Source organism: Nocardia sp. NBC_01327 (genome assembly GCF_035958815.1).
In the GTDB taxonomy this organism is placed as follows: Bacteria; Actinomycetota; Actinomycetes; order Mycobacteriales; family Mycobacteriaceae; genus Nocardia.
Map to the genome: position 1 here is coordinate 4,396,276 of NZ_CP108383.1, position 26,883 is coordinate 4,423,158.

General features: G+C 66.4%; 29 protein-coding genes and 1 riboswitch. Of the genes, 14 read left to right on the forward strand and 15 right to left on the reverse strand.

The window, feature by feature from the left end; genetic code table 11:
* The first annotated feature begins 55 nt into the window (after window positions 1-55).
* The gene (locus OG326_RS20065; RefSeq protein ID WP_327146182.1) at window positions 56-958 is read left to right on the forward strand and encodes a hydroxymethylglutaryl-CoA lyase; all 903 of its coding nucleotides are present in this window, start codon (window positions 56-58) and stop codon (window positions 956-958) included.
* A 46-nt stretch (window positions 959-1,004) separates the two neighbouring features.
* Here OG326_RS20065 and OG326_RS20070 read toward each other — a convergent pair whose 3' ends face one another.
* The 3 genes from OG326_RS20070 to OG326_RS20080 are packed head-to-tail and all read right to left on the reverse strand — an operon-like array spanning window position 1,005 to window position 4,446.
* Window positions 1,005-2,447: an MmgE/PrpD family protein gene (locus tag OG326_RS20070; RefSeq protein WP_327146183.1), complete on the reverse strand. Its 1,443-nt coding sequence runs from the start codon at window positions 2,445-2,447 to the stop codon at window positions 1,005-1,007.
* Complete coding sequence (locus OG326_RS20075) at window positions 2,444-3,262, reverse strand: cyclase family protein (protein WP_327146184.1); 819 nt, start codon at window positions 3,260-3,262, stop codon at window positions 2,444-2,446. Before OG326_RS20075 ends, OG326_RS20070 begins: the two co-directional genes overlap by 4 nt.
* On the reverse strand, window positions 3,259-4,446 hold the full coding sequence (locus tag OG326_RS20080; protein WP_327146185.1) for a CaiB/BaiF CoA transferase family protein: 1,188 nt from the start codon (window positions 4,444-4,446) through the stop codon (window positions 3,259-3,261). The genes OG326_RS20075 and OG326_RS20080 overlap by 4 nt, the downstream gene beginning before the upstream one ends.
* Before the next feature lie 136 nt (window positions 4,447-4,582).
* Between OG326_RS20080 and OG326_RS20085 the strand changes: the two genes are divergently transcribed.
* Together OG326_RS20085 and OG326_RS20090 are read left to right on the forward strand one after the other, a co-directional pair.
* Complete coding sequence (locus tag OG326_RS20085) at window positions 4,583-6,064, forward strand: dihydroorotase (protein WP_327146186.1); 1,482 nt, start codon at window positions 4,583-4,585, stop codon at window positions 6,062-6,064.
* A 129-nt stretch (window positions 6,065-6,193) separates the two neighbouring features.
* Window positions 6,194-6,547, forward strand: a complete 354-nt coding sequence (locus tag OG326_RS20090) for a hypothetical protein (RefSeq protein ID WP_327146187.1) — start codon at window positions 6,194-6,196, stop codon at window positions 6,545-6,547.
* Between the two features lie 10 nt (window positions 6,548-6,557).
* Here the strand turns inward: OG326_RS20090 and OG326_RS20095 are convergent, their stop codons facing one another.
* The gene (locus OG326_RS20095; protein ID WP_327146188.1) at window positions 6,558-7,493 is read right to left on the reverse strand and encodes a MerR family transcriptional regulator; all 936 of its coding nucleotides are present in this window, start codon (window positions 7,491-7,493) and stop codon (window positions 6,558-6,560) included.
* Window positions 7,494-7,563: 70 nt separating this feature from the next.
* Between OG326_RS20095 and OG326_RS20100 the strand changes: the two genes are divergently transcribed.
* Together OG326_RS20100 and OG326_RS20105 are read left to right on the forward strand one after the other, a co-directional pair.
* Window positions 7,564-8,217, forward strand: coding sequence for a maleylpyruvate isomerase family mycothiol-dependent enzyme (locus OG326_RS20100; RefSeq protein ID WP_327146189.1), 654 nt, complete (start codon window positions 7,564-7,566; stop codon window positions 8,215-8,217).
* 110 nt (window positions 8,218-8,327) lie between these two features.
* The gene (locus OG326_RS20105; protein WP_327146190.1) at window positions 8,328-8,495 is read left to right on the forward strand and encodes a hypothetical protein; all 168 of its coding nucleotides are present in this window, start codon (window positions 8,328-8,330) and stop codon (window positions 8,493-8,495) included.
* Window positions 8,496-8,568: 73 nt separating this feature from the next.
* Here the strand turns inward: OG326_RS20105 and OG326_RS20110 are convergent, their stop codons facing one another.
* On the reverse strand, window positions 8,569-9,483 hold the full coding sequence (locus OG326_RS20110) for a LysR family transcriptional regulator (protein WP_327146191.1): 915 nt from the start codon (window positions 9,481-9,483) through the stop codon (window positions 8,569-8,571).
* 87 nt (window positions 9,484-9,570) lie between these two features.
* Between OG326_RS20110 and OG326_RS20115 the strand changes: the two genes are divergently transcribed.
* Window positions 9,571-10,137, forward strand: coding sequence for a UbiX family flavin prenyltransferase (locus tag OG326_RS20115; RefSeq protein WP_327146192.1), 567 nt, complete (start codon window positions 9,571-9,573; stop codon window positions 10,135-10,137).
* Window positions 10,138-10,188: 51 nt separating this feature from the next.
* Window positions 10,189-11,682, forward strand: coding sequence for a UbiD family decarboxylase (locus tag OG326_RS20120; protein ID WP_327146193.1), 1,494 nt, complete (start codon window positions 10,189-10,191; stop codon window positions 11,680-11,682).
* A 42-nt stretch (window positions 11,683-11,724) separates the two neighbouring features.
* Here OG326_RS20120 and OG326_RS20125 read toward each other — a convergent pair whose 3' ends face one another.
* The 7 genes from OG326_RS20125 to OG326_RS20155 form a co-directional block, all read right to left on the reverse strand.
* Entirely contained in the window at window positions 11,725-12,498 is a 774-nt protein-coding gene (locus OG326_RS20125; RefSeq protein WP_327146194.1) for a MerR family transcriptional regulator, read from the reverse strand.
* Between the two features lie 104 nt (window positions 12,499-12,602).
* Window positions 12,603-14,123, reverse strand: coding sequence for a flavin-containing monooxygenase (locus OG326_RS20130; protein ID WP_442790979.1), 1,521 nt, complete (start codon window positions 14,121-14,123; stop codon window positions 12,603-12,605).
* On the reverse strand, window positions 14,120-15,043 hold the full coding sequence (locus OG326_RS20135; protein WP_327146195.1) for a ferritin-like domain-containing protein: 924 nt from the start codon (window positions 15,041-15,043) through the stop codon (window positions 14,120-14,122). Before OG326_RS20135 ends, OG326_RS20130 begins: the two co-directional genes overlap by 4 nt.
* Before the next feature lies 1 nt (window position 15,044).
* Window positions 15,045-15,950 (reverse strand): SDR family NAD(P)-dependent oxidoreductase, encoded by a 906-nt coding sequence (locus OG326_RS20140; protein WP_327146196.1) that lies wholly within the window; start codon window positions 15,948-15,950, stop codon window positions 15,045-15,047.
* 1 nt (window position 15,951) lies between these two features.
* Window positions 15,952-16,968: an alpha/beta hydrolase gene (locus OG326_RS20145; RefSeq protein ID WP_327146197.1), complete on the reverse strand. Its 1,017-nt coding sequence runs from the start codon at window positions 16,966-16,968 to the stop codon at window positions 15,952-15,954.
* Between the two features lie 125 nt (window positions 16,969-17,093).
* Window positions 17,094-17,357 (reverse strand): GlsB/YeaQ/YmgE family stress response membrane protein, encoded by a 264-nt coding sequence (locus OG326_RS20150; RefSeq protein ID WP_327146198.1) that lies wholly within the window; start codon window positions 17,355-17,357, stop codon window positions 17,094-17,096.
* A 240-nt stretch (window positions 17,358-17,597) separates the two neighbouring features.
* The gene (locus OG326_RS20155; protein WP_327146199.1) at window positions 17,598-18,182 is read right to left on the reverse strand and encodes a TetR/AcrR family transcriptional regulator; all 585 of its coding nucleotides are present in this window, start codon (window positions 18,180-18,182) and stop codon (window positions 17,598-17,600) included.
* A 44-nt stretch (window positions 18,183-18,226) separates the two neighbouring features.
* Here OG326_RS20155 and OG326_RS20160 point away from each other — a divergent pair, with 44 nt between their 5' ends.
* The gene (locus tag OG326_RS20160) at window positions 18,227-19,084 is read left to right on the forward strand and encodes a phytanoyl-CoA dioxygenase family protein (protein ID WP_327146200.1); all 858 of its coding nucleotides are present in this window, start codon (window positions 18,227-18,229) and stop codon (window positions 19,082-19,084) included.
* A gap of 9 nt (window positions 19,085-19,093) precedes the next feature.
* Here OG326_RS20160 and OG326_RS20165 read toward each other — a convergent pair whose 3' ends face one another.
* On the reverse strand, window positions 19,094-19,912 hold the full coding sequence (locus tag OG326_RS20165; RefSeq protein ID WP_327146201.1) for an alpha/beta fold hydrolase: 819 nt from the start codon (window positions 19,910-19,912) through the stop codon (window positions 19,094-19,096).
* Between the two features lie 106 nt (window positions 19,913-20,018).
* On the opposite strand from OG326_RS20165, the gene OG326_RS20170 reads away from it, so the two are divergent.
* From OG326_RS20170 to OG326_RS20180, 3 genes are all read left to right on the forward strand, one after another.
* A complete protein-coding gene (locus OG326_RS20170; RefSeq protein WP_327146202.1) occupies window positions 20,019-20,789 on the forward strand; it encodes an SDR family oxidoreductase in 771 nt (256 codons plus the stop codon).
* A 66-nt stretch (window positions 20,790-20,855) separates the two neighbouring features.
* A riboswitch (guanidine-III (ykkC-III) riboswitch) is annotated at window positions 20,856-20,923 on the forward strand.
* Between the two features lie 18 nt (window positions 20,924-20,941).
* Entirely contained in the window at window positions 20,942-21,256 is a 315-nt protein-coding gene (locus OG326_RS20175; RefSeq protein ID WP_327146203.1) for a DMT family transporter, read from the forward strand.
* Between the two features lie 100 nt (window positions 21,257-21,356).
* Entirely contained in the window at window positions 21,357-22,031 is a 675-nt protein-coding gene (locus OG326_RS20180) for an SHOCT domain-containing protein (RefSeq protein WP_327146204.1), read from the forward strand.
* Between the two features lie 15 nt (window positions 22,032-22,046).
* Here OG326_RS20180 and OG326_RS20185 read toward each other — a convergent pair whose 3' ends face one another.
* Entirely contained in the window at window positions 22,047-22,229 is a 183-nt protein-coding gene (locus OG326_RS20185) for a hypothetical protein (protein WP_327146205.1), read from the reverse strand.
* 321 nt (window positions 22,230-22,550) lie between these two features.
* Here OG326_RS20185 and OG326_RS20190 point away from each other — a divergent pair, with 321 nt between their 5' ends.
* The 3 genes from OG326_RS20190 to OG326_RS20200 all read left to right on the forward strand — a co-directional run bounded on the left by OG326_RS20190 (window position 22,551) and on the right by OG326_RS20200 (window position 26,659).
* Window positions 22,551-23,294, forward strand: coding sequence for a hypothetical protein (locus OG326_RS20190; protein WP_327146206.1), 744 nt, complete (start codon window positions 22,551-22,553; stop codon window positions 23,292-23,294).
* A 180-nt stretch (window positions 23,295-23,474) separates the two neighbouring features.
* On the forward strand, window positions 23,475-24,812 hold the full coding sequence (locus OG326_RS20195; protein WP_327146207.1) for a magnesium transporter MgtE N-terminal domain-containing protein: 1,338 nt from the start codon (window positions 23,475-23,477) through the stop codon (window positions 24,810-24,812).
* Between the two features lie 245 nt (window positions 24,813-25,057).
* Entirely contained in the window at window positions 25,058-26,659 is a 1,602-nt protein-coding gene (locus tag OG326_RS20200) for an NRAMP family divalent metal transporter (protein ID WP_327146534.1), read from the forward strand.
* Between the two features lie 3 nt (window positions 26,660-26,662).
* Here OG326_RS20200 and OG326_RS20205 read toward each other — a convergent pair whose 3' ends face one another.
* Window positions 26,663-26,869 (reverse strand): hypothetical protein, encoded by a 207-nt coding sequence (locus OG326_RS20205; RefSeq protein WP_327146208.1) that lies wholly within the window; start codon window positions 26,867-26,869, stop codon window positions 26,663-26,665.
* Window positions 26,870-26,883 lie beyond the last annotated feature (14 nt).

Sequence of the window (26,883 nt, forward strand, 5' to 3'; positions counted from 1 at the left end):
TCGAGCTGAGATGCGATCAGCTGCTCGCCGAATCACCTGGTACTGAGGAGAATTCGTGGACATCACGCTCGTCGAGGTCGCGCCCAGGGACGGCCTGCAGAACGAATCGCAGCCCATACCGACTGCCGACAAGATCGAGTTGATCCAGCGTGCGGTGGATGCGGGTCTGCGCCGCATCGAGGCTGTCAGCTTCGTGAACCCCGCGCGGGTTCCGCAGCTGGCCGATGCCGAGGCGGTCATGGCGGGGGTGCCGCGGGTGGGCGACATCTCCTATGCGGGACTGGTTTTCAACGATCGCGGGCTGGACCGGGCGCTCGCCGCCGGAGTCGACGAGATCAATGTGGTCGTGGTGGCGACGGATACCTTCAGCCGGCGCAATCAGGGCTGCACCACGGCGGAGGGCGTTCGCCGCTGGCAGCGCCTCGCGGACCGCGCCGCCGCATCCGGCCTGTGGCGGACCGTCACCCTCGCCGCCGCCTTCGGCTGTCCCTTCGAAGGCGAGGTCGCCGAATCGACTGTTCTGGACCTGATCGCCCAGGTCGCCGACGCCAACCCGGACGAGATCGCGCTCGCCGACACCATCGGGGTCGGCACCCCCGACCGGGTGCGCAGACTGGTGGGGGGTCTGCGGTCGATCGCCCCGAATGCCCTGCCCCGCTGCCACTTCCACAACACCCGCAATACCGGCTACGCCAATGCCCTGGCCGCTCTGGAAGCCGGAACGCGGGTGCTCGACGCCAGTATCGGCGGAATCGGCGGGTGCCCGTTCGCGCCCGCCGCGACCGGCAATATCGCCACCGAAGATCTGCTGTATGCGTTGGACCGCATGGGAATCGACACCGGTGTTCGTCTCGACCTCTCCATCGAAACGGCGACCTGGCTCGGCGGGGTGCTCGGCGCCCCGGTCCCCGCACTGCTCGGCCGGGCGGGGATCTTCCCGGCCGGAATCGGCAGGTAGCCGGACGGGAGCAATCGGGTACCGCCGCGGCGATGCCCGGCAGCGCTCACCCCGTGGGATGGTGCGCGGGGCCGTCCGGCCGGGCATCCCGCAGCGGTTGCAGCAGCGCTTCGAGATTCGGTGCCGTGGCCAGCCGGAAGGTGGTTTCACTGATTCGATCGGCGATCGGCGCCGGCAGCGCCGATGCGGTGTTGAGCCGGAACTTGGTCGCCAGTTCCTGGGGCGAGAGGGGATTGCCGGGACCACCGCGATTCACCTCCACGCGTTCGGTGAGGACGTGGCCGTTGTGCAGTCGCGCGGTCAGGACGGCGGGAAACTGGTGCGGGAAGATGCTGTCGCACTGCGGGTCCGGGACGCAGCGCACCTTTGCCGCCAGGGCGAGACGTTCGGGATCGCGCGCCGCGGCATCGGTGAAATCCTCGTGGAACAGCCCGAGTCCGCCACCGCCGAGGAGGGCGGCCGCGACGGTGTAGGGGCCGGAAAAGGCCGCGTGATAGCCGGATTCGGGTGCGGCCTTGGCCGCGGCGGGAAAGCCGATGGTGCGCAGGGCCGCAGTGGGCGCGCCCAGTTCGAGGTCGTCGATAGCGCCGGGATCGATGCCCCGGGCGCGCAGGCGCAGTGCGGCGTCGATGCCCGCGTGCGTGAAATGGTTGCAGGGGTAGGGCTTGAAGAAGACGCCGGGCAGCTCCCAGTGGTCGCCGAGGCCGGTCAGGATGGCGGCCATATCGGTGCGGTCGCCGCAGAATGCTTGGAGCAGGCCGAATCTGCCCTCCAGCACGGTTGGGGGACCGGTCAGGCCGGTACGGGCCAGGCCCGCCGCGACAACCGCACCGTGTGCCGCCCAGCCGCAGTGCACGCGTTTGACCGTGCCGCCGGTGCGATTGGCCTCGAGCAGACCGGATCCCATGCTGGCGGCGATCGCCATGGCGTGCGCGATTCCCGCGGCATCGAGGCCCGAGAGCATGGCTGCCGCGGCCGCCGCGCCGACCGCACCGCAGATGGCGGTGGCATGCAGTCCGCGCTCGAAGAATACCGAATTGCCCAGGGCCGCATCATATCCGGCCATACCGAGCCGGACGGTGATCTCGATTCCCACGGCCACCGCATCCAGCAGCGCCGCGCCGCTCGCATTGCGCGATTCGGCGACCGCCAGTGCGGTGGGCACCACCGATGCCGACGGATGCAGCACCGAGGGCAGGTGGGTGTCATCGAAATCCATGGCGTGCGCGAGTGTTCCGCCGAGCAGCGCGGCGCTGGGTTCGGGCCAGCTGCCAGGCAGGCCGAGGGCGGTCGCCCGCGGTCGCCCACCCCATTCGTCCACCAGGGCGCGTACCGCGATGGCGGGCGAGGTATCGAGGGCGGCCAGGCTGTTGCCCAGGACGTCGAGGACCCGGCGGGCGGCATCGGCGCGCAATTCCGCGCCGACACCGCACAGCCGGGCCATCTCGGCGAACTCCGCCAGGTGCTGGACCACGGTCCGGTCGTTCATCGTCGTACCGCCGCGAGCGGGCGCACCGGGGAACCGGTGCCGCCGACAATGCGCAAAGGCGCCAGCAGGAAGACGAATTCGGCGAGTCCGGCGCCAGCGAGATCCTCCAGCGCCAAATGTTCGAGGATGTAGATCCCGGATTCGACGAGCAGCGCCCGGTGTACGGGCAGCACACTGTGGCCCGCGCCCGGTGAAATACATTCGTACGCGGTGGTATCGGATCCGGTCGCCACCACACCGCGCTCGGCCAGCCAGCGTGCCGCGGCGACACCCACGCCGGGCACGCCCGAGGCTGCGCCGAGGTAGGCCTCACGGTCGCTGAACAGCCGGGACCAGCCCGTGCGAATCACCGCGATATCGCCGGACTCCGGTTCGGTCCCGGCCTGTTTCGCGGCTCGGGTCAGATCCGCGGCCGTGATCTCGTAGCCGCCGGGCAGTACCTCGACGCCGTGCAGTCGCGCGACGTCCAGCAGGACGCCACGCCGCAGCAAGCCGGGGAGGTGCTCGGCGCCGTGCTCGGTGAAAGCCCCGCCGCGCTGCGCCTGGTAGGCATCGACGCCGTTGTGCAGCAGCCCGTCGTGGCTGACATGGCTGAGCGCATCGATATGCGTCCCGACATGCCCGCCGGTCACGATGATCTCGTTGGCGGCCGAGCCGCCGTCGGGCCGCATCATATCGCCGTGCCTGCGTACGAGGGTCATCCGGAATCCGGGATGATTCGGTGAACAGGGCATGCCCGTGAAGAACGGCTGACCCAGTTCGATGAGTTCGACGCCGCCGGCGACAGCGGCGACCAGCGCATCACGCTCGCTCATCGCACGACCCCCGCGACGCGCAGCTGTGCCAGTGCTTGCTCATCGACGCCGTAGCGGGACAGCACCGCGGCGGTATCGGCCCCCAGCGGTGGTCCCGTCCAGCGAATCTCGCCCGGCGTCTCGGAGAGGCGAAACAGGATGTTCTGCATACGAATCGGGCCGAGTTGCGAGTCGTGCAGGGTGATGATCGACTCCAGTGCCCGGAACTGCGGATCGTTCACGATATCGGCGGCGGTGTAGACCGGTGCGACGGCGGCGTCGGCCTCCTCGAAGGCGCGCAGTACTTCCGCGGTCGTGCGTACCGAGATCCAGGACCCGACGGCCTCGTCCAATTCCACCGCGTGCCCGGCCCGTCCGGCGCCGGTGGTGAACCACGGCTCCCCGATGAAGTCCGGTCGTCCCACCAGCCCTACCACGCGTTCGGCCACCGACTGCGCGCTGGTCGAGACCGCCACCCAGCCGTCGTCCGCGGTGCGATAGATATTGCGGGGCGCATTGTTCGACGAGCGATTGCCGGTCCGCGGCGGTAGTTGCCCGAGCTGGTCGTAGGCGACGATGTGCGGGCCGAGCAGCGTGAGGATCGGCTCGACAATCGCCAGATCGATCTGCTGCCCGTGCCCGTCGCGGTCGCGGGCACGCAGCGCGGTCATGATGGCGAAAGCTGTTGTGAGGGCGGCGATCCCATCGGCGAGACCGAAGGGCGGCAGGGTGGGCGGTCCGTCGGGTTCTCCGGTCATGGCCGCGAAACCGCTCATGGCCTCGGCGAGCGTGCCGAAGCCCGGTCGCTGTGCGTAAGGGCCGATCTGCCCGAAGGCGGTGACCCGCGCCAGCACCAGGCGCGGATTGATCTCGCGCAGTGCGGAATACCCCAGACCCCACCGCTCCAAAGTCCCGGGGCGGAAATTCTCGATCACCACATCCGCGTCGGCGACCATGCGGCGGAACAACTCCTGGCCCTGCGGCGCTCCGAGATACAGCGTTACCGATCGCTTCCCGCGCCCGATCATCTTCCACCACAGCCCGATTCCCTCCCGCTGCGCGCCGTGGCTGCGCACCGGATCTCCCTCGGGATGCTCGATCTTGATCACCTCGGCGCCGAAATCCGCCAGCAGCGTTGCCGCCAGCGGTCCGGCGAAGAGGGTCGCGGCATCGAGGACCCGTATGCCGGCGAGCGGACCATCCATTGCTCAACTCCTTACCGCCGAAGTGTTTCCCACAACGAAACATTGAATGCGCTTGCGGCGTTGACTACCAGCGAATAGTACTGCGATGATCGCATAGCCAGTCAAGATGTTTCGCAGAAGGAAACTGGAGAAGGTTGTGGCGGAGACTGATCTACTGATCCGGAACGCTCGCGTCGTGCGCCCCGGCGACCCCTCGGTCGGTGTGCCCGAGCCTAGGGATATCGCCGTCTCCGGCGGTGTCATCACCCGCATCGCCGCCGCGATCGCGCCCGAATCCGCGGCCGAGGTGATCGACGCGGGCGGGCTGCTGGCCTTCCCCGGAGTGGTCGATGCGCACCAGCACTGGGGCATTTACGCCGATCTCGGGCAGGACACCGAGACCGAGAGCCGCGCTTGTGCTCAGGGCGGCGTCACCACCTCGCTGAGCTATCTGCGCACGGGGCGCTACTACCTCAATCGCGGCGGCTCCTACCGGGATTTCGTCCCCGATGCGCTCGGCCGGATGGCCGGCCGTTCATACGTGGACCACGGGTTGCATCTGGCTCCGATGACTCGTGAGCACATCGACGAAATCCCGTATCTGGTCGAGGAATTCGGTATCACCTCGTTCAAGATCTTCATGTTCTACGGCGGCCACGGCCTGCACGGACGCTCCAGCGATCAGGCCGACTTCCTGATGATCGGGCCGGACGAACGCTACGACCTTGCCCACTTCGAATTCGTCATGCGCGGCCTCCAGCGCGCCCGCGAGCGATTCGGCGACAGCCTGTCGCTGTCGCTGCACTGCGAGACCGCCGAAATCATGGCCGCCTACACCGAACTCGTGGAAGCCGACGGTTCACTCTCCGGCCTGCGGGCCTACAGTGCCTCGCGCCCAGCGCATTCGGAGGGGCTGGCCATCACCATGGCCTCCTACCTCGCGCACGAGACCGGTTTCCCGAACATCAATCTGCTGCACCTGTCCTCGGCCAAAGCCGTGGACGCCGCGCTGCGCATGGCCGCTGCGTTCCCGCACGTCGATTTCCGCCGCGAGGTCACCATCGGTCATCTGCTGGCCGACGTGGACACCGCCAACGGCATCGGCGGCAAGGTGAACCCGCCGCTGCGCGAACGCGCCGACGTCGAAGCCCTGTGGCGGCATCTGCTTGCGGGCGAAATCGATTGGGTGGTCAGCGATCACGCCTGCTGCCGGGCCGAGCAGAAGTTCGGAGCGGACGCCGGCGATGTCTTTCTCGCGAAGTCGGGCTTCGGTGGCGCGGAATACCTGCTGCCCGGGCTGGTCGGTGCGGGCCTGGAACGCGGTCTGCCGCTGGCCCGGATCGCCGAATTGACCTCCGCCAACCCGGCTCGCCGCTACGGCCTGGCCCGTAAGGGGGCGCTGTCGCCGGGCTACGACGCCGATATCGCCCTGGTGGACCCCGCCGCGCGGTGGGTGGTGCACGCCGCCGATTCGGAATCCGCCCAGGAATACACACCTTTCGAAGGGTTCGAGATGTCCGCGCGCGTCACCGACGTCTTCCTGCGCGGTCGCCGGATCGTTCGGGACGGAAAGGTTCAGGGAACGCCCTCCGGGCTCTACCTTCGGCGCGACAGCGGCCTGGAATCCGAGGCGTCCTGAGAAAACGGCAAGCCTTCTAGCTGGCACAACGCGAAAGTCTGTGCGTAATCGCAGGAGAACCTCAGGCTATGACCAGGACCGGGCGGCACTGTGGAGGGAGTAATGGTGTCGGTGAAAGCGAGGTCCACGATGGTCGAGTTCGAGCTCACGGGGACGACTGTGACAGTGCATGTGACCGGAGCGCATCGCGTGCTGGCGCTGCGCGAGCATGTGACTTTCGATCTATCGCAGATCACCCAGGTTGTTCCGGCCGAGGTGGATCTGCGTCCGCCGTGGGTGCGTGCGCCCGGCACCTTCTTCCCCGGTGTGATCGCGGCCGGAACCTTTCGGGGTAAGGGCCGCAAGGAGTTCTGGGACACCCAGTTCGGCGGTCAGGGCATTCGTATCGAACTCTCCGGAGCTCCCCTGACCCGCCTCGTCGTCGATGTGGCCGATCCGAAATTGGCCATGGCCACCCTGCGCACCGCTGCCGCGGCAGCCTGATTCGAGGCCGCTAGGCGGAGTCCGGTACGGCTGTCGCCCGGACGAGTGCGCTGTGCAACCACAGCTGTCCCGCACCGGCTGTGGTTGTACTGCGCATGATTTCGCCCGCGCAGTGCCAATAGCGGTGAATGCGCAGGTCATTGTCGTGGTTGCCGGAGCGGAGACGCGTCCGGAAGCCGGGGGTGTCACGCGTATTGCGGGCGGTGGCGTGTGCGTCCACGAACCGGTCCAGTGCCGGGCCCGGGCAGGGGGCGACGCCATGGGCGATCTGTGATTCGGCCATACCGCACGCCTCGGCGACTCCCGCGAGCAGACCTGCCCGATCGCGAATCGCCCTCGGGTCGCCGCGCCAGAGCTGCTGGGAGATGATCGTGCCGAATTCCCGGTCCCGGGTGAGCGTGACGAGTTCGGCGTATCCGACCACCTGATCGGGTGTCGGATCATGCTGTGGCGGCGGCACATTCATATCGACGAAGGCCTCGAACAGTTCCGCGGGCACCGGCGACAGCAGGCGCCGCCAGAAGCTGATCAAACTGTCGTGCGCATCGGCCCCGTTCTGCACCGCGGCCAGTAATTCCAGTCTGGCCGCGCGCTCGGCCGGTGTCGCATTCTCTATGGCGGACAGCGACGCTCGCCGCCATGCGAGCGCGCCGAGTTCGATATCGACCGCCGCACGCTCGGCGGCGACCGCCTCCGCCATCGACCGCTCGCCCGACAGCACGGCGGTGATCGCGGTCAGACCCAGCCCCAGTGCGCGCAACCGGCGAATCAGGAGCAGCCGATCCACCGCCGCAGTTCGATCGAACATGCGGTGACCGCCGGAACTGCGGACCGATTCCACAACGCCGCTGTCGCAGTAGAACCGAATTGTGCGGACGGGCACCCCGGTGAGCTCCGAGAGCTCGCCGATGGTCAGCAACGCCTCGCGAATTGTGTGGTGAGTCACAATCGCTTGAACCTCCACTCGGGTGGAGTTCCTACGGTACTAGCGCCCTACCGGAAAGGAATTCACCCTGATGATCACCACACCCGATGAGATCTGGCGAGCGGTCTCCGCCGAACGCACCACCCTGGTGGAACTGCTCGAAAAGCTTCCCGAGACGGAGTGGGACCACGCCTCGCTCTGCGCGGGATGGCGTGTCCGCGATGTGGTCGCCCACGTGGTGCTGTCGAGCCGGCCGACAGTGCTCTCGCTGCTGGCCAATCTGATTCGCGCGCGCGGCAGCATCCCGCGGCTGAATCTCGACAGCGCGATTCGCTACGCGGATGCGACCAGCTCTCGCCAGCTGCTGACCGATCTCCGCGCTGTTGTCCCGATGCGCCGCACTCCGCCCGGCACCACCCCGGCCGATCGTCTGATGGATGTGCTCGTACACATCCAGGACATTGCCCTGCCGCTCGGGCTGGAGTATGAAATGCCCACGGCATCAGCACGTCTCGCGCTCGAGCGGGTCTGGCGGACGCGGTGGCTGTTCCGTGCTCAGGAGCGGTTCTCCGGTTTCCGGCTCACCGCCACCGACACCACATGGACAGCCGGGACGGGCCCGGCCGTCGAGGGGACCGTCGCGGATCTGTTGCTCCTGGTAGCCGGTCGAAATGCGCGACTTTCCGCGCTCACAGGAGAGGGTGCGGGCACGCTGCCGGAACGATCTCTGCGCACCCTCGGATAACGATCCGGCGGCGTCGTGGTCAGCGGATGGACACGTCATGCGTGGACGGGGGTGGGAACGGGAATACCACCCCTGCAAGCTTTTCGAAAGCGGCGACCGAGGAGGACACCATGAACGAGCCCGTGTGCATCGACTGCTGGCGCCGCGACAACCTCACCTTTGTCCAGCGGCTGGATCCCGCGTTCTACCGGCCCGGTCCGGTGCACCGCTGCGCCATGCACCGCGCCCTGCACGAGGATCCCAGCACCGGCACCGGAACCATCCGCAAGGCTGCGTGATTCGAATTCGGCGCAGGCCCAGCGCTTTTCGGCGCGGGGCCCAGCGTCGTCGGTGCGGGGCCCAGCGTCGCGACTACCGGTGCGCCCGCGCCCCGGACGGTGTGAGCTGATACGGCGCGGCGAGATTGGCGAAGTCGCGAATCTTGCTGTCGTCATTACCTTTTCGCCAGACCAATACCACCCGGGCATCCGGCATGCCGGTGAACGGGATGAACTGCACACCGGGGTGCGAGAAGTGGGTCGGCATAGCGGTCGTGGTCAGGAACACCCCGCGGTTGTTCGCAACGGTGCCGAGCATCTCCGGTTCGGTGCGCGCCGCCGGTAACCGGGGGATCGGGCGGCCGGTGGGGGTGAGCGCAGGCGGCCAGAAGGTGCGCGCCAATTCCGGCGGCACCTGCGGGGACGGGCCGATGACGGGGAGATCGGCCAGGTCCTCGAGGGTGAGGACCGCCGAATTCGCCCTCGGGTGTGTTTTGGCTATTGCCAGCAGGCGCGGGAAGGTGGCGATTTCCGGTCCGATGACCAGACCCGGTTGCTCGACGGGCGCCAGGCACAGTTGCAGATCGATCTCCGAGCGGTACAGCGCGCCGAACACGTCGGTCCACGGCACCTGGACCAGCTCGACGGGGCAGTCCGGGAACCGGGCCACATGATGCGCGATCGGTTCGGTGAGGGTGCTGACATAGGGACCGAGAAACCCGATGCGCAAACCCTGTGCGGCGGAACGGGTATCGGCGACCGCTCGCTGCAGTTCGGCGAAGGCCGGGCGCACGCCGCGAAGCAGGCGCTCGCCCAGCGGATTCAGCGTCACGCGGCGACTGGTCCGCTCGAACAGCAGTCCACCCACCCGGCGTTCCAGCGCACGCAGCAGCTGACTCACCCGTGGTTGCGAGAGACCGAGTCGCGCTGCCGTACGGCCGAAGTGGAGCTCCTCGGCGAGAGTCAGGAAGATCTCCAGTTCGTTGAGATCTATGCGATCGGTGTCCATAACTCCTCAGCCATTGATAATCCCTGCTTCTCAATAGTGGCCGATTCTCTCGTTGATAGCCAACGCGGGAGACTCGATCCTTGTCGGGTGGACAAAACGCAACGACTCGTCGTGGGTATCAGCGGTGCGACCGGCATCGCCTACGGTGTCCGCGTGCTGGAGCTGGCCCGCAAGGCCGGCGTCGAAACCCACCTCGTTGTCACCCCCGCGGCGCAGCAGACCAGGGCATACGAGACGGATCTGAGCGCCCGGGATCTCGCCGCCATGGCAGATGTGACCTACCGGCCCGCGGATATCGGCGCGGCCATCGCCTCCGGATCGTTCCGCACCGCGGGCATGATCGTGGCGCCGTGCTCGGTGCGCACGCTGTCTGCGGTGGCGTACGCCAATAATGACAATCTGCTGACCCGCGCCGCCGATGTCACGCTCAAGGAGCGGCGCAGGCTGGTGCTGATGGTGCGCGAAACCCCGTTCACCCTGGCGCATTTGCGCGCGATGACGGCCGTGACGGAGATGGGCGGCATCATCATGCCGCCGGTGCCCGCGTTCTATCTGAAGCCGGACTCCGTCGAGGACATTGTCGACCACACCGCGGGCCGCGCCCTCGACCTGCTCGGGATCGACGTTCCCGATCTGCCGCGGTGGGGTGAGTAGTCCACGAAACCTGTTCGGTCAGTGCACCATTGGCAGTAAGGAAATCCCTGTATGACGCACCTGCGCAGCTTGCGTGAGTTCATTTCGGAGCTGGAGAGCATCGGCGAGATCCAGCAGATCGACGCCGAGGTGGACTGGAATCTGGAACTGGGCGCGGTGATCCGCCGATCCTACGATCTGCGCGCTCCCGCACCGCTTTTCACCAATATCACCGGCTACGGCGATAGCGGGTTCCGGGTGCTGGGCGCGCCGGGTGCGCTCAGCGGCCCGAAGCATCGGCTGGCGCGGATCGCGCTCGCGGTCGGCCTGCCCTACGACGCGACCGGTCAGCAGATCGTCGAGGCCCTGGCCGATGCGCGGTCCAAGCCGGGTATCGCGCCGGTGGTGGTGTGGGCCGCCGATGCGCCGTGCAAGCAGAACATCGTGACCGGCGACGATATCGATCTGTTCGCCTTCCCGACGCCGCTGATCCACGGCGGCGACGGTGGCCGCTATATCCAGACCTACGGCATGAATATCGTCAAGACGCCGGACGGCTCCTGGACCAACTGGTCGATCAACCGCATGATGATCGCCGATAAGAACACGCTGGCCTGCCTGATTCCGGCGCCGCAGCATCTGGGCATCATTCGCTCCCAGTGGATCGAGGCCGGCGAACCCATGCCGATCGCGCTGGCCATCGGCGTCGAGCCGGGTCTGCCGTTTGTCGGCGGTATGCCGATCCCCGAGGGTGAGGACGAAAGTCATTATCTGGGCGCGCTTTTCGGTGAGGGCATCGAGCTGGTCGCGGCCGAGACCGTCGATCTGCTGGTGCCCGCGACCGCGGAGATCGTGATCGAGGGGCACATCCTGCTCGACGAGACGATCATGGAGGGGCCGTTCAACGAGTTCCCCGGCTACAACGCCACCGAGGCCAGCCCGAAGCAGGTCTTCAAGGTCACCGCGATCACCTACCGCGACGGCGCTATTCAGCCGGTGGTCGCCGCCGGTCCGCCGGTGGAGGAGGACCACACCATCATCGGCACCACCAGCGCGGCGGAGATCCTCTACCTGCTGCGCCAGGCGGAACTGCCGATCTCCTCGGCCTGGTACAACTACGAGGCCGCGGTGCACTGGCTGACGCTGTCGGTCCGGCAGGATTGGCACGAGAAGACCGGGCTGGGTTCGCACGAACTGGTGGACAAGATCGCCGAGGTGATCTTCACCGGTAAGCCGTCGGTCAATGCGCCCAAGATCCTGCTGGTCGAGGACGATGTCGACATCACCGATCTGGAGCAGGTGGTGTGGGCCTTCGCCACCCGCTCGCATCCGGACCTCGATCGGGGCGAATTCCATTACGCCCACAAGGTTTCCGATCAGCTCGCGGTCTACCTCTCGAAGGAGGAGTCGCACACCTTCATGGCGGGCAAGGTCATCTACAACTGCCTGCTCGCCGATCTGTACCCGGAGGGTAAGCGCCCGGTGAAGGGCAGCTTCGAAAACGGCTGGCCCACCGAGATCCAGGATCGCGTGCTGGCCAATTGGGAGAAGTACGGCTACCGGTAGAACCGGCCGGCACGGTCGTGGCGGATGTCGAGGGGTCCTCCGCTACGACCGCACGTCGGGTGACGCCGTGGACCGCTGCTGTTCGCGTTCGGCGGCGGTGGCGAGATAGTCGCCGAGTTCGCGGCGCAGGGTGACATCGAGCGAGCGCGCCAGCGTGGAATGCACAGAGGTGACGGCCAGCTCACGCATCTTGTTGAGCATGGCCGTCGTCTCGGCGATTTCGCTACTGGTCTCCGGCAGCCAGCCCTTGCCGTGCTTATCCTCGATGTGCTGCTTGGCCGCGGTGATCATGGTGTGGGTGACGTCGTCGATGCGGTCGGCGACCTTGGCATAGATTGCGATGAGCATGCGCAGTTCGAGCCCGTACTCGTGCAGCTCCGCGAACGAGGTGAGCAGGGCGGTATCGGTGAAGGTGACGGTGTCGCCGTCGATCCGCACCAGCTTCATCTCCGCGAGCTGATCGAGCAGTTCCTCGGTGTCCGCACCGAGAATGGTGCCGACGAGTTCGCGCGGCACCTCGAAGGTTTCGTCCTCGCCCCACGCGGCGGTGACCGCGTGCTGCAGGCCGAGCACCTCGCTGAGATCCTTACCGGTCTCCCAGCTGGTGATGAAGTCGCCGATATGCGAGGTGGTGAAACCGCGCTGCAGCAGTGCGTCGATGAGTCGCAGGCGTTCGAGATGGGTGTCGTCGTAAATGCTTGCGCGCCCGGCCTTTCCGGCCGGGGGCGGCAGCAGGCCGCGCTCCTGATAGGCGCGCACATTGCGGGTCGTCGTGCCCGCGGCGCGCGCGAGGTCGTCGATCCGGTACTGCGGCACCGATATCACCTCCCTCGCCTCGGGACGCCGGTCGAGCCGGCGGCCGGAACACACACGGTCCTGGACCGACCGAGTCTATCGTCCTGGCCGCCGGCCGCCGTCACCTACGAATTCACCACGATCCGTGGCGCCGTCCGCTCCGCGGTGACCGGCACGACGTGGTAGTCGCCGAGCTCGACCGTGCGCAACTGACCGACGTACTGGGTCGCGAAGCCCGGGTACATGGTCGCATTGAACCCGTCCTCGGTGAGATACCAGCTGCGGCAGCCCGAATTCCAGGTGGTGCTGTCCAGCCGGCGCTGGATGGCGGCGTTGTACTCGTCCTGCCGCTCGCGGCGCACATCGAGCATGCGCAGATCCCGGTCGAGAACGGTGCTGATCGCCTCGACGAGATAGTTGATCTGCGCCTCCATGTACACCAGCGCCGAATTGTGGCCCGGCCCCGAATTCGGTCCGAAGGTGAAGAACAGATTCGGATAGCCCGAGACCGCGATGCTCTTGTACGCGAACGCGCCGCGCTGCCACTCGGTGGCGAGCACGCGCCCGTCCCGGCCCACGATCGGAATCGGCGTCCCGGCCTTGGACACCTCGAAGCCGGTGGCGAAGACAATGCAATCAGCCTGGTGCTCAATGCCTTCCGCGGTGCGGATGCCACGCTCGGAGATGCGCGCGATCGGCCACGTCACCAGTTTGCAGTTCTCACGCTGCAGAGCCGGGTAGTAGTCGTCGGTCATCAGCAGCCGCTTGCAGCCGGCGCGGAATTCCGGGGTGAGCTGACGGCGCAGCCACGGATCCTTCACCTGCCGGCGCAGCTGGGCACGGCCGACCATTTCCACGACCCGGGTCAGCGGAGTGTTCCAGACCACGCCGAGGGCGACCGACTCGTGCCCGTAGAACCAGGCTGCGCGCGAGAGGGATTCGGCCGCGGGCACGCGCCGGTAGAGCTCCTTGGTCAGCGGACTGGTCTGCCGGTTGATGCGCGGCAGCACCCAGCCCGGCGTCCGCTGGAACACCTTCACCGAGGCGGCCTTGTCGACCAGTTCCGGAATGATCTGCACCGCACTGGCTCCGGTGCCGACGACGGCGACCTTCTTACCGGTGAAGTCGTAGTCGTGATCCCAGCGGGCGCTGTGGATCTTGTGCCCCTGGTAATCCTCGATTCCGGGGATCTTCGGCAGACTGGCATTGGCCAGCGGTCCCGAGGCCAGCACGACGGTGCGGGCCCGGACGATATCGGCGCGGCCCTCGACCGAGATATCCCACACGCCGGCATCCTCGTCGAAGACGATGCCGGTGATGTTGTGCCCGAACCGGAAATGCCGGTGCAGACCGAACTGTGTGGCCATCGATTCGATATAGCCGAGGATCTCATTGCTGCCCGAGTAGGTGTGCGACCAATTCGGATTCGGCGCGAAGCCGTAGGAGTACAGCCGCGACGGAATATCGCAGGCCGCACCGGGATAGGTGTTGTCGCGCCAGGTGCCGCCGATCGAGGTGCCGCGTTCGAAGATGGCGAAATCGCCGATCCCCTTCTGCTTCAGGCGAATCGCGGCGCCGATCCCGGCGAACCCGCCGCCGATGATGGCGACGTCGAGTATCTGGGTGTTCATGAGATCCTTCGTCATGCCGCGGGCTCGTAGGTGAGTTCCTTGGACCAGGTGGGCTGACGCAGCCACCGCTGCGGTACGTGCGCGGAGACCTTGACCAGGGCGTCGGCCATCAGGTGATACGGGTGCTCGCGATTGATCACCCAGCCGCTGTGCCGCTTGACGATCTGGAACATGGGCAGTCTGCGGGCGAATTCGCTGCGCTCGCCGACATTGGCGTACCGCTTGAACGCCGCGTACAGCTTCTCCTCGTCGACGCCCATCTCGACGATATTGTCGCGCATCTTGTTCAGCAGCGGCACATAGCTCAGGACGCCGATGAGGAAGGTGGGCTTGACCCAGCCGCCGACCAATTCGGTGAGCAGTTTGCGCATTCCGGCGTGCCCGAGCAGATCCATGACGGCGAAATCGACGGCGAGGTGCCGGGATTCGTCGGAATTGATCTTCTTGAACGCCTCCTGGCAGATCGGATCCTCGATCTCGTCCATGATGAACTTGATCAGCGCGCCGTCCAGGGCGACCTCGAGCATGGGAATCACGGTGCCCAGGAACGACAGCGACATATCGTCGGAGTACTTGTCCAGGAAGTCGATGACCAGCTTGACATTGATATTCGGCTCGGGGATCTCGTCACCGTCGAGCATGCCCCAGCGCCGCATGAGCGCAAGCTCGGCATTGGCGTGCTTCTGCTCCTCGGCGTGGAAATAGCGGTAGATCTCGCGCAGCGTCTCGGTGGGCGCCTTCTTCGCCATGGCGGCGAAACCGCGTGCGCCGACATTCTCGATCCACATGAGATCGGCCATGAACGGCTGGAGTTTGGCGTGCAGTTCGGGCGAGATCGTTTCCGCGCCCGGCGCATCCCAGTCGATATCGGCCAGCGCCCACTGCCGGTCCTTGATCTTCTGCAGCATATCGTCGAAATCCATAGCGTTCGCCATGTCAGACTCCCGTCTTATCGGAGACCGAGGTCCGGTCGTGGGTGGTCGGATGCTCCTGCGGCAGTAGCCGATCCAGGAGGCCCAGCGCATAGGTGTACTGCGCGGGGAAGTAGCGCTTCAGACGCCAGACGACGTGTGCGTCCAATTGCGGCAGCACGTACAGCTGGCCGCGATCGTGGGCGTCGAGGGTGGTGCGCGCGACATGCTCGGGGGAGAAGCCGGTCAGGCGCATGAGGGTGTCGGCCAGGCGGGCCGACTGCTGGGTGATGCGGCCGTCCCGCGCCACATTGGTCTTGACGAAGGTGGGGCACAGCACGGTGACGGCGACTCCGGTGCCGCTCATCTCGGCGGCCAGGGTCTCCGACAGCGACATCACCGCCGCCTTGGAGGTGTTGTAGACCGCCATCGAGGGCGCGGCCGCGAATCCGGCCGCCGAGGCCACATTGATGATGCCGCCGCGGCGTGCGGCGCGCAGCTGCGGTGCGAAGATCTCGCATCCGTGCACCACACCCCACAGATTGATGCCGAGCGCCCACTCCCAATCGCCGAAACCGATCTCGCCGACATGTTTGCCGCCGATGCCGACACCGGCATTGTTGATCACCAGGGTGATCGGGCCGCCGAAGACCGATTCGGCAAAGCGCGCAAGGACTTCCACGTCATCGCGCTTGGCGACATCGCAGCGGAAGGGGTGGGCGGCGCCCGGATGGCCGGACTCGATGAGCGCGGCGGTTTCCGCGGCGCGGACCTCGTCGATATCGGCGCAGATGACCTGTCCGCCACGCGCGGCGATTTCGAGCGCGAAGGCCCGGCCGATGCCGCTGCCGGCCCCGGTCACCACCGCGCGGGCGTCGTAGCTGCGGCGGGGGCGGACGCTGAGGGGGATGAGTTTTTCCAGTCCGAACATGTCAGCCCACTCTTTCCGTGGCGGTAGTGCTGGAATTCAGTGCGGCCCCGAGGAATTCGGCGACGCGCCGGAGTGCCGGATCGGCCTCCGGGACGAGCAGGGGGAGCGCCTGGAAGACGTGCACCTGGCCGGGCCAGATCTCCAGCTCGCACCTGCCGCCGGCGGCGCGGACCATATCGCGCAGGTGTCGGGCGTCGGCACTGAGCATTTCGGCGCCGCCGACCTGAACCAGCATGGGCGGCAGGGTGATTCCCTTCGGCAACCGCAGGTGCAGGCGCGGGGAATCGGCAGGTAGATCCCGGGTGTAGGCGAGCGGGAGCCGGGCGGCGATACGGGCGGAGATGACCGGATCCCGGTGCCGCCGTTCCTGTTCGGCGGCCAGGCCGAAGGTGAGATCGATCAGCGGGGAGAACAGCGCCACCCCCGCCGGCTGCGGCCGGGAGTGCCGTTCGTTCTCGATCAGCAGATCCAGCGCCAGATGCCCGCCGGCTGAATCACCGGCGATGACCAGATCTTCCGCGGCGATGCCCTGTTCGAGCAGCCAGCGATATCCAGCCTCGACATCATCGGCGGCGGCGGGAAAACGATGCTCGGGGGCGAGGCGGTAGTCGGTCAGGAATACCGGCAACCCGGTCTTCTTCGACAGCTGGGAGGCCAGTCCCCGGTGCGTGCGCGCCGAGCACAGCACGTAGCCGCTGCCGTGGATGTAGTAGATGGCGCGGGTGGCATTCGGGGCGGGACGGGGGACGATCCGGGAATCGACACCGGGTGCGCACACCCATTCGCCGCGTACCGGGCCGGACCTGACCGGAACGACCGTCGTGCCCGGCACCGGTGGACCCGCCGTGGCCATGATCGTCGCGATGAGCTTGCGTGCGAACCACACTCCCGGTGCGTTCAGCGGTACCGCATTGTTGAGCGGCCGCAGCCCGATCCCGCATGCCGTGGCTGCGAGCCGGGATCGAGCGGAAGCTACCGCCGGAACGCCGGGGACCGAGGTCCTCGTTGACCTTGTCATGTCTCTAGAGTCACCGATGAATGTGCCAGTTGTCAATGGCACATTCAGAAGTGGTGCAGCATTGCCTCATCCGGCAAGAAGAACGCCCCGGCCGAGTGTCGGCCGGGGCGTGTCGGGATCGAGCGCTAGCGGCGGCCGCCGACGCGGTTGTAGACGAACAACAGCACCACCGCGCCCGCGAGGCAGGTGAAGAAGCTGAACCACAGACCGGCGTCGCGGACATCGACGCCGAGGATCTTCAGCAGGAACCCGCCGACCAGACCGCCGACGACACCGACCACAATATTGAGCACGATGCCCTGCTGGGCGTCGGTTTTCATGATCTTGCTCGCAATCCAGCCCGCGAGCCCGCCGATAATGATCCACCCGATAATGCCGAGACCGAGCATGGCGTTCTCCTGTCTATCAACGGCTGACCTGTGGCTTCAGCTTCACATACCAACCGGGGAATTCGGCGCACCCTGGACGGTCGTTCGGTGTGTGGCGTTTATTAGAAGATTGCCCATTATTCGTGTCGACAACTCCGTGGTCACTCAGATCAATGTCTTCACCTTGCCGACGCAGAATCAACTACCGCTGATCGACTATCTGGCGCGCACGGCCCAGGTCTCGAGTGAGGTGCCGGGGTGTCATGGGCGGTGGGCGCCTACCGCGGCGGCGATGAAGCGCCACAGTCCCTCGGTGGCCTCGTCGACCGACGGGCGGGGGTGGCGGCGCAGTTGTTCGGCGATGCCGTGGCGCAGTGCGCCCATTACGCACGCGCCGGCGAGGTCCGGATCGATGGCGGGGTCCAGTTCGCCGGACTGCTGGCCGGTGCGAATATTGCGGCCGGCCGATTCGATAATGCGCGCGAGTGCGGCGGCCTCCAATTCGGCGACTTCGGGTTCGGTGCTGATCGGTCCGAGCAGGAGTTCCGAAAGAGGGTCGGCGAAATGGTAGGCCACGAAATTGCGGGTGCGAGCGCGTTCGCGGGCGGCCCAGCCGACCGAGTCGGCGATTGTCTCGTCGGCAATGGCGGCGACCAGTCCGGCATGGAATTCCTCGTAGATCGCCACCAGCAGACCGGCTTTGGATCCGAAATGGTGATACAGCGCGCCGGTGCTCAGCCCGGAGCGGCGCTTGAGCGCATTGAGATCAACGGTACCGCTGCCGGCCACCAGTTCCGCGCGCGCGGCGTCGAGCAGTTGTTGACGTCCGAGGGGGGCGCGTGCCATGCTCCGGAGCATAACAGAACTCAGTTATGTTTCGGAGGTGCGCCGTGGGCGCTGAGGTGTCATCCGTAACCGATCTTTCCGGTGATCTCGCCGGAACCTATCGCCGCACCGAAAGCAGCGGCAGCACAGTCGATCCCGCGGTGGTGGACGCCGATCTGGCCGCGGTGCTGCGCGACGGATACGTCATCCTGCCGGATCTGCTCACCGCGCAGGAGCTGCGGGATATTCGCGACAGCACGGCAGAGCTGCTGAATCTCAAGGGCCGCAACAATTTCGAAGGCCATGCCACACAGCGCATCTACAGCGTGCTGAACAAAACCCGCAGCTGCGACCGGCTCGCCTCGCATCCCCGGGTGCTCGCGCTGCTCGACCGGCTGCTCATGCCGAACTATCTGCTGTCCATGCTGCAGGTCATCAATATCCTGCCCGGGGAATCCGCGCAGATGCTGCACACCGACGACGGTTTCTATCCGCTACCGCGCCCCCGGGCCGCACTGAGCGCCGCAACCATCTGGGCCATAGACGATTTCACCGCCGAGAACGGTGCGACCGATATCGTGCCCGGCAGCCACGAATGGGGTGAGGTCCTGCCCGACTCTTCCGCTGAACGTCAGCCCGTCGTCATGAGCGCCGGATCCTGCGTCTTCTTCGTCGGCACGCTCTGGCACGGCGGCGGTGCGAACCGCACCGACGCCGCCCGCCTCGCCGTCACCGCGCAGTACTGCGAGCCCTGGCTGCGCCCGCAGGAGGCTTTCACCCTCTCGACCCCGCACGATATCGTCCGCACCGTCGATGAGGACATCCGCCGCATGCTCGGCTACAGCATCCATCCGCCGTTCATCGGCCAGGTCGACGGTATGCACCCCAAGCGCCTTCTGGACAACGATCCCGAAGACGCCTGAGGGCGCCGGTCAGAGTTTCGGTGCGGCGGTGAGGAAGTCGATGACCACGCGATTGACTTCCTCCGGACGCTCCAGATAGCCGTAGTGCCCGCACTTTTCGATCTCGACATAGCGGGCGCGGGGGATGGCCGCGGCGACCTCACGGCCGAATGCCGGTGGCAGCATGCGATCGTCGGCGAACCCGACGACCAGGGTGGGCGCGGTGATTCGGCCGTACTCGGCGAGCCGGTCGCGGGAGCGATCCATGCCCAGCTGCGCCCGCACACCCGGCGACGGGGCGGTGCCCGCGCCGTATTCGAGAATGTCGAGCCATTCCTGGGCGCGGTTCGGATCGTGCAGGGTGTGCGGGGAGAAGTTCAGAATCGCCTTGATCGCGGCGGAGTACTCCGGAGGCAGTGTGATGCCCTGGTCCTGCAGCGCCTGTTCACCGCGATTGAGCATCTGCGACACCGGATGCGGGCGGCCGGTCGTGGCCAGCAGGACGGCCTTGCCGACCAGTTCCGGTCGCGCGAGCGAAAGCTCCTGTGCCACTCGGGCGCCCATCGAGGTGCCGACGAGGTGGGCGGGCCCGCCGCCGAGATGTTCGATGAGCGCGGCGGTATCGGCGACCAGATCCTCGATGCGGATGCCCGCCGCGGACTCCTCCGAGGGCGCGATACCGCGATTGTCCATGGTCGCGACGCGGAAACCGGCCTTCACCAGGGCCGGAACCTGATACGTCCGCCAGACGCGGCCGGGACTCCCGGTGCCCATGATCAGCAAGACCAGCGGGCCGGTACCGGTCACTTCGTAGCTGAGCCGGATTCCATTGAGAGTGGCGATAGGCAAGTTCGGTCTTCCTTCGGTGGGCTGCGGTGCGGCCGCTGACTGTATCGCGAACGCCGTGCCCGAATCCCGCCGGACACCGGATGCTCCGGTCCGTTGAATAGCTTTCATGAGCGAAAACGGAACGCAGAGAAGGAAAACAGCCCTGGTGACCGGGGCGAGCAAGGGCATCGGCCGGGCCGTGGCCGAGCGCCTGGCCCGTGAAGGTGTGCTCGTAGCAGTGCATTTCGGCCGGGACGAGGCGGCGGCCAAGGAGGTGGTCGCGGGCATCGAGGCCGAGGGCGGCCGCGCCTTCGCACTGCGTGGTGATCTGGGCTCCACCGACTTCGCCGCGCTGCTGGACGATATGGACGAAGGCTTCGTCGACCTGGGTGCGCCCGCCGGCCTGGACATCCTGATCAACAATGCGGGCATCACGGTGATGAAGGGTGTCGAGGCCATGACGCCCGCCGAATTCGACACCCTCTTCGCCACCAATGTCCGCGCCCCGTTCTTTCTGGCGCAAGGCCTTCTGGATCGGCTGCGCGCGGGTGGCCGCGTGGTGAATCTGTCCTCGGCCGTCACCCGGATCGCGATCCCGGACATCCTGGCCTACTCCATGACCAAGGGCGCGATCGACACCTTCACCCGCGTCCTCGCCCAAGCTCTCGGCGCACGCGGCATCACCGTCAATGCCGTCGCCCCCGGCTATGTCCTCACCGATATGAACGCCTGGCTCATCGACAATCCGGACGGGCAGCGCGAGGCCGCCGCCAATGTCGCGCTCGGCCGCATCGGCCGCCCGGCCGATATTGCGGATATCGTCGCCTTCCTCGTCAGCGACGACGCCCGCTGGATCACCGGCCAAACTCTCGACGCCAGCGGCGGAACAGCCCTCTAGCAGGGGTTATATCTGGATGGTGAGGAGAATCTCCACCCGGTCGCGGGTCGATTGGGTATGGTCGATGGCGAGTCGCGGTCTGCGACCCACTGGACGATCGGAACCGTACCCAGGCAGCGCAAAGACGGTATTTCCTGAAAGGAATACGTGTCATGGCCTGGTTGATTCTCGCGATTTCCGGTGTGCTCGAAGCGGTTTGGGCCACAGCGCTCGGTAAATCCGAAGGCTTCACCAAACTCGCACCGACCGCTCTGTTCGCGGGTGCGCTCGTGCTGTCCATGGGCGGGCTGGCCTACGCGATGCGGACGCTGCCCATCGGCACCTCGTATGCGGTGTGGGTGGGCATCGGCGCCGTGCTCACCGTGGGTTACTCGATGGCCACGGGGGCCGAGAGCGCCTCGGCGCTGAAGATGGTGCTGCTGGTGATGATCGTCGGCGGTGTGGTCGGGCTGAAACTGGCGCACTGAGCTCCGAGGTTCGCCCGATTCCACTGCGGGTACCGACCGATCGGCTCACACTGTCTGGACAGGTCGTATGGTCGCGGCCCGGTGGTCAGGTGGGTGTGCGATGACCGTAGGCAAACTGGCCGTGGTCTTCTGGACGTGGTTCATTGTGATGTGTGTCGGGTTCATGCCCGCGCTGCTGGCGGTGAATCACATTCCGGGGCTGGCTCCTCCGGTGCGGGTGGGGCTTTCGGTATTCGTGGTGGCGGTGCTGTGGTGGGGCCCCTTCGTTTACGGGATGTATCTGGTGCAGGCCGGAATGGGCGGCGGGGACAAGCGGCTGTTGAAAAGAGGGATTCGCGGTAGCGGCGTCATACTCTCCGCCAAGGCGACCAACACCATGATCGGCGGATCGTCGGATATGGGTCGAATGGGTCGGACGGTGTATCTGTACGGGGTCCGGGTGAGCCTGCCGAAGCAGCAGCCGTACGAAACCTTCTGCCGGATAGCCGCTTACGGGCTCCGCGTGGGGCAGACCCTCGACGTCTACGCCGCGCCGCACAATCGGAAGCGGGTCGCCATCGATCGTGGACAGCGCGGCGGCAAGATCGGATACATTCCGGGCGCTGCCGGGCGCACAGTGAAATACGATGCGCCCAGGGTGGATTGGGCCGGGCAGGCCACCAGGGCCGATGCCGCGCGCATCCAGCAGCTCAGCGAGCTCGCCCGGCTGCACCGCGAGGGTTCCCTCACCGATGCCGAATTCGCCGCGGAGAAGGCCCGTCTGCTCGGGAACTGACTGCGCGCGGTCGCGCTACCCGGCCAGGACGCGATGCCGGATGGTCTCGATCAGGCCGTCGACCGCTGCGAGTGAGGATCCTTCGTCGGCGCAGATCACTCCGGGGTACTGCGAGGAGCGCGCGACGAATGCCGCGTCCGGCGGGGACCATTGGACTTGGAATGCGGAGAGCTGAATCTGGCGTTCGATTTCGTCCATTGTGGCCTCGGTTGAAGAGCGACTTTGCTGGTTGACCACTGCCTAGTATCAAGTTCTGACCGGCCGGTTCGAATTCCCTTACGGAACTTTGACGGCCTGCTCCGTTTCTTTTACGACCCAACATCTTTGAGGTCGAAGTCGGAATTGCGGCGCGCGTCACTATCGCGGATCGGGGATTGACATCTCCAGAATCCTCCACTCATGATTGGCGCCGGCAAACATTTCGCGAGGCGGAGGTTGCCGGAAAGCAAACATCCTGTGCAGCTTGCCGATTCGCTTTTATCGGCAAGTCGATCAGTCACGCCTGCAGAAAGAAATTTGATGAAGTTCCGCACTATCGCTGCGACCGCCACCATCGCGATCGCCGCACTGTCGATCACCGCTGTCACCGCGAACACGGCCTACGCAGAGCCGAATGCGTCGAGCAACAGCTCGGTCACCACGGATATCGCGCCCGGCATCCACTACAGGGCCAATATCGTCGATCACTCGGTCGTCATCGCCACCGATGCGGGCTCGCTGGCGGTCAAGGACAACCAGGTCCAGATCGTGGACGGCGCCGGCGCGGCCGTGGCCACCGTGCCGCTGAGCTACCAGCGCGACGGTAAGTCCTTCCCGATCGCAGCGCAGATCGACGGCAATACCGCCACCCTGACCCCGAACACCGATCCGGCCGCAGCCCAGCCGATCGCCCCGAGTGCTCCGGTCATCAAGGAGGTCGACGCCACCGCGAACGCCAACTTCAACCAGGCGCTGAGCAACCTGACCAATGAGGTCTCCGTCGGCGTGGCGCTCGGCAGCCTCATCGGCACCGTGGTCGGCGCGGGCATCGGCTGTATCGCGGGCGGCACCGCGGTGGCCCTCGGCGCGACGGCGATCAGCATCGGCACCCTGACCATTCCGGGCTTCCTCGGCGGCTGCCTGGTCACCGGTGCGGCCGGCGCCGCCATCGGCATTGTGGCCGGGACCATCTTCGTCGGCGGACCCGTCGCGACCGTGGCGCTGTTCCAGTTCTTCAATGATCTGGCCACCCCGCCGGCTCCGGCCGCAACCCCGGGCGCCTGAACAACCCCTAGCGTGTGGCGGTGGCCGGATTCCGGCCACCGCCACACTGCCGTCCGGCCTCGATGCGCGGCGTTCGGGTCCCGGTAGCGTTATGTTCAGGCCCAGATCAACTGGAAGTGCTGGTCGTGGTGCATGGTGTGCTTCGACCGGCCGGTATCCGGCCACCGATCAGGAGTGCACATGACAGAGCCCGTGCCCGCACCTTCCGCAGCGGCGGTGGCGACGATTCATCTGTCGCAACTGTTGAAGTCGCCGGTGATCTCCGAATCCGGGGAGTCCATCGGCCGCGTCGAGGATCTGATCGTGCGGCTGCCCGGTGGCGATGCCTATCCACCGGTATCGGGGGTCGTGGTCGGAGTCGGCGGGCGGCACGTGTTCGTCTCCGCCGACCATATTGCCGAGTTCACGGCGGATCGAATCACCTTGACGCGCAATAAGGTCAACCTGACCGGTTTCGAACGCCGCGAGGGTGAGGTGCTGCTGCGCGCCGATATTCTCGGCCACCGTCTCATCGATGTGGCCGCGGCGGAATTGGTCCGGGCCTACGACGTCGAACTGGACGACACCGGCGCCGGCTGGGTGCTGGCGCGGCTCGATACCCGCCGTCCCGCAAGGTTTTTCGGTCTGCTCAAGACCTCCTCGGGGCATGCCTCGAGGGATTGGAAGGCCTTCGAACCGCTCATCGGGCACAGCCAGTCCATGACGGTGCGGGTGAGCGGGCGGGTCAGCGGTTTGAAACCGGCCCAGCTGGCCGATCTGCTCGAGGACGCCGATAAGCGCGAGCAGGGCGAGATTCTGGATCGGGTGCACAGTGATCCGGAGCTGGAGGCCGATGTCTTCGAGGAACTGGATCCGGACAAGGCCAGCCGGCTGCTCAATGACAAGAGTGATGCCGATGTCGCCGCGCTGCTGGGCCGGATGCGTGCCGACGATGCGGCCGATGCGGTCATGGATCTGCGGCAGTCCCGCCGCAGGCGAGTGCTGGATCTGATGCCCGCCGGACAGCGGACCAAGGTCATTACGCTGATGGGCTTCAACCCCGCCAGCGCGGGTGGTCTCATGAATGTGGACATCGTGTCCTGTGGGACCGATGCGACTGCGGCACAGGCGGTCTCGATTATCGCGGCGGCGACCTCGCTGCAGCCGGAGGCGCTGCTGAAGATGCACGTACTCGCCGAATCCGGGCGACTGGTCGGTGTGATCTCACTGGTCGCACTGCTGCAGGCCGCGCCCGGCAGCCTGGTCGCCGACCTCATGGATTCCGATCCGGTGCGTGTCGGGCCGGAGGCCGATCTGACCGATGTCGCGCTGCTCATGGCCGACTACAACCTCTACACCATTCCGGTCGTCGATCAGGACGATCATGTGCTGGGCGTGGTGACCGTCGACGATATTCTCGAGGCGACCATTCCCGAGGACTGGCGCCGCCGCGAGCCCGCGCCCCGTCCGGCCCGCGAATCAGGGCCGCTCACGGCGGAGAACGCCGGCAGCGGGACCGGCGGTCCCGCGCGATCATGAGCAGCAATGACGAAAGACTCTCTGCCACACCCCAAGACACCGGTCCGCCAGGCGTGCACCCGGTCACACCGGCGGCAACCGGACCGGCGGCGGCATCAGAATCCGTACTGGTCGCAGCACCCGAATCCGGGCCGGTAGCGGCACCCGCTGCCGCGCCGCTCGCCGCTGATACCGGTGCTTCGGTCGCGCCTGCGACCACGGCGGTGGTCACACCCGAGGCGCTCGCACCGCGCCGGCAGTCGGCCGTGCTCGATACCGCGCATCTGGGTGATATCGAGGGCGCACTGGGCCGAATCAAGCTGTCCGACAGCGATCGTCCGCGCGATATGCGCACCCGGATGCTGACCATGCTGGCGATTGTGGGTCCCGGCCTGATCGTCATGGTCGGTGACAATGACGCGGGTGGTGTCGCCACCTATGCGCAGGCGGGCCAGAACTACGGCTACAGCCTGCTCTGGGTGCTGCTGCTGTTGATTCCGGTGCTGATCGTCAACCAGGAGATGGTGGTTCGGCTCGGCGCGGTCACCGGCGTCGGGCACGCCCGCCTGATCAATGAGCGTTTCGGCCGCGGCTGGGGCTGGTTCTCCGTCGGCGACCTGTTCATCCTGAACTTCCTGACCATCGTCACCGAATTCATCGGCGTCTCGCTGGCCGCGGACTACATCGGCATCTCCAAATACATTGTGGTGCCCACCGCCGCGGTGGCATTGATCGTGATCATGGCCAGCGGCAGCTTCCGGCGCTGGGAGCGGGCCATGTTCGCCTTCATCGCGATTACGCTGCTGCAGATTCCGATGCTGCTGCTCTCGCATCCCGATTGGAGCCGCGCCGCACACGACTTTGTGGTGCCGGGCGTTTCGGGCGGGTTCACCTCGGATGCTGTGCTGCTGGTCATCGCCATTGTGGGCACCACCGTGGCGCCGTGGCAGCTGTTCTTCCAGCAGTCCAATATCGTCGACAAGCGCATCACCCCGCGCTTCATCGGCTACGAGCGCGCCGACACCACACTGGGCGCTTTCGTCGTCGTGATCGGTGCGGCGGCGGTGCTGATGACCGCCGACTATGCCGCTCGCGCAACCGATTCCGTCGGCAAATTCATCGATGCCGGCAATATCGCGCACCTGCTCGGCAATGTGGACGGGAAACTGGGATCGATCTTTGCCATCGTGCTGCTGGACGCGTCCATTATCGGCGCGGCCGCGGTGACCCTGGCGACCAGCTACGCCTTCGGTGATGTGTTCGGCATCAAGCACTCGCTGCATCGAGGGTTCAAGGACGCCAAGCAGTTCTACGTCTCCTATATAGCGATGGTCGCTCTCGCCGCGGGCATTGTGCTGATCCCCGGCGCACCGCTGGGCCTGATCACCACCGCCGTGCAGGCGCTGGCCGGGCTGCTGCTGCCCAGTGCGAGCGTCTTCCTGCTGCTGCTCTGCAATGATCCGCAAGTGCTGGGGCCGTGGGTGAATCGCGCCTGGCTCAATATCGTCGCGGTCTTCATCGTCGCGGTGTTGCTGCTGCTGTCGGGCATTCTCATGCTGACCACGCTGTTCCCGAATATCGATGTGGTCGCCACCGCCGAATATCTGGCGGTTGCCATGGTGATGCTCGCCGCCGTCTGCATGGGTGTGCTGAAATGGCAGCGCCGCCGTTCGCCGCTGCCGCCCGCACCCGTGGTGCCGGTGGTCGGTGCGAGCGAGAAGGACAGTTGGCGTATGCCGCCGCTGGCGCTGCTGGAACCGGTGACCTGGTCTGCCGGAACAAAACTCGGCATGCTCGCGCTGCGCGGCTACCTCGTGGTGGGGGCGGTTCTGTTGCTGGTCAAGGCAGTTCAGCTCGGTCGCGGATAATCCTCAGGCCTGCGGGCGGCGGGAGCGGCGCAATTGGGAGCGGCGACTCGGCCCGACACCGCGATGCAGGCTCGGGCGCAGCAGTGCGATCACCACCGCCAGCACGATCAGCAGGACGATCGCCGAGCCGACCCAGACCTCGGTGGCGCTGTACGCCGGGACACCGTCGGCCCCGAGCGCTGCGATCGCTTCGATACGGAATGAGATCACCAGACCAACGATAT

Coding starts and splice junctions, on each gene's coding strand:
- OG326_RS20105 (WP_327146190.1), top strand. CDS start 8,328: ATGAACGAGCCCGTGTGCATCGACTGCTGGCGCCGCGACAACCTCACC.
- OG326_RS20075 (WP_327146184.1), bottom strand. CDS start 3,262: ATGAGCGAGCGTGATGCGCTGGTCGCCGCTGTCGCCGGCGGCGTCGAA.
- OG326_RS20195 (WP_327146207.1), top strand. CDS start 23,475: ATGACAGAGCCCGTGCCCGCACCTTCCGCAGCGGCGGTGGCGACGATT.
- OG326_RS20120 (WP_327146193.1), top strand. CDS start 10,189: ATGACGCACCTGCGCAGCTTGCGTGAGTTCATTTCGGAGCTGGAGAGC.
- OG326_RS20185 (WP_327146205.1), bottom strand. CDS start 22,229: ATGGACGAAATCGAACGCCAGATTCAGCTCTCCGCATTCCAAGTCCAA.
- OG326_RS20145 (WP_327146197.1), bottom strand. CDS start 16,968: ATGACAAGGTCAACGAGGACCTCGGTCCCCGGCGTTCCGGCGGTAGCT.
- OG326_RS20100 (WP_327146189.1), top strand. CDS start 7,564: ATGATCACCACACCCGATGAGATCTGGCGAGCGGTCTCCGCCGAACGC.
- OG326_RS20170 (WP_327146202.1), top strand. CDS start 20,019: ATGAGCGAAAACGGAACGCAGAGAAGGAAAACAGCCCTGGTGACCGGG.
- OG326_RS20155 (WP_327146199.1), bottom strand. CDS start 18,182: ATGGCACGCGCCCCCCTCGGACGTCAACAACTGCTCGACGCCGCGCGC.
- OG326_RS20180 (WP_327146204.1), top strand. CDS start 21,357: ATGACCGTAGGCAAACTGGCCGTGGTCTTCTGGACGTGGTTCATTGTG.
- OG326_RS20090 (WP_327146187.1), top strand. CDS start 6,194: ATGGTCGAGTTCGAGCTCACGGGGACGACTGTGACAGTGCATGTGACC.
- OG326_RS20110 (WP_327146191.1), bottom strand. CDS start 9,483: ATGGACACCGATCGCATAGATCTCAACGAACTGGAGATCTTCCTGACT.
- OG326_RS20135 (WP_327146195.1), bottom strand. CDS start 15,043: ATGGCGAACGCTATGGATTTCGACGATATGCTGCAGAAGATCAAGGAC.
- OG326_RS20190 (WP_327146206.1), top strand. CDS start 22,551: ATGAAGTTCCGCACTATCGCTGCGACCGCCACCATCGCGATCGCCGCA.
- OG326_RS20070 (WP_327146183.1), bottom strand. CDS start 2,447: ATGAACGACCGGACCGTGGTCCAGCACCTGGCGGAGTTCGCCGAGATG.
- OG326_RS20175 (WP_327146203.1), top strand. CDS start 20,942: ATGGCCTGGTTGATTCTCGCGATTTCCGGTGTGCTCGAAGCGGTTTGG.
- OG326_RS20150 (WP_327146198.1), bottom strand. CDS start 17,357: ATGCTCGGTCTCGGCATTATCGGGTGGATCATTATCGGCGGGCTCGCG.
- OG326_RS20080 (WP_327146185.1), bottom strand. CDS start 4,446: ATGGATGGTCCGCTCGCCGGCATACGGGTCCTCGATGCCGCGACCCTC.
- OG326_RS20140 (WP_327146196.1), bottom strand. CDS start 15,950: ATGTTCGGACTGGAAAAACTCATCCCCCTCAGCGTCCGCCCCCGCCGC.
- OG326_RS20130 (WP_442790979.1), bottom strand. CDS start 14,123: ATGACGAAGGATCTCATGAACACCCAGATACTCGACGTCGCCATCATC.